The following is an 818-nucleotide window of genomic DNA, read 5'->3' on the forward strand; positions in this document are numbered from 1 at the left end:
GCGTGATGCAACCGGCGGCGGGGTACAGCATAAGTTGATCGCAAGACCCGGCTGAATCTGACCAGCCTTGGCGCGGACTTTTTGCGTCTTGGCGATGCTCTACGACACTATTGATCTCGCTTGAAACCGAGAGATCATCACCATAATCCAATAATAAAGTGATGCCATGAATCTGAACGAGCCCATCAATGCGAATGCGCAACGCGTCGGCCAAACGGTCGGCAAATACCGGTGGACGATCTGTGCGCTGTTGTTTTTCGCCACCACCGTTAACTACCTGGACCGTCAGGTACTGAGTCTGTTGGCGCCGCAACTGTCGACGCAGTTTGGCTGGAGTAACACCGACTACGCCAACATCGCCTCGGTTTTCCAGTTTGTATACGCGATCTCCATGCTGTTCGCCGGTCGCTTCGTCGACAAGATCGGCACCAAGAAAGCTTATATCTGGGCGATTGGCATCTGGTCCACCGGTGCGGTCATGCACGCCTTTGCCGTGCCGATGGGTGAGGGTATTGGCGCCCTGAGCAGTGCGCTCGGCCTTGCCGTCATTCCGGTCTCGATTGCCGGTTTCATGCTGTCTCGCGCGGTTCTGGCGATTGGTGAAGCGGGTAACTTCCCGATCGCGATCAAGGCCACCGCGGAGTATTTCCCGAAGAAGGAACGCTCCTTCGCCACCGGCATCTTCAACTCCGGTGCCAACGTCGGCGCGGTGCTGGCGCCGATCTGCGTACCGCTGATTGCCGGCATCTGGGGCTGGGAAGCGGCGTTTATCGTGATCGGTATGCTGGGCTTCGTCTGGGTCGCCGTCTGGATTGCGC

Annotated in this window: 1 protein-coding gene; it reads left to right on the forward strand. The window is 57.9% G+C overall.

The window, feature by feature from the left end; genetic code table 11:
• Nucleotides 1-166: 166 nt before the first annotated feature.
• Nucleotides 167-818 (forward strand): MFS transporter (locus AC1DSG_RS31485; protein ID WP_477794342.1); only part of this gene is annotated, 652 nt, incomplete at its 3' end.

The sequence above is a fragment of the Pseudomonas sp. P5_A12 genome (assembly GCF_056400685.1).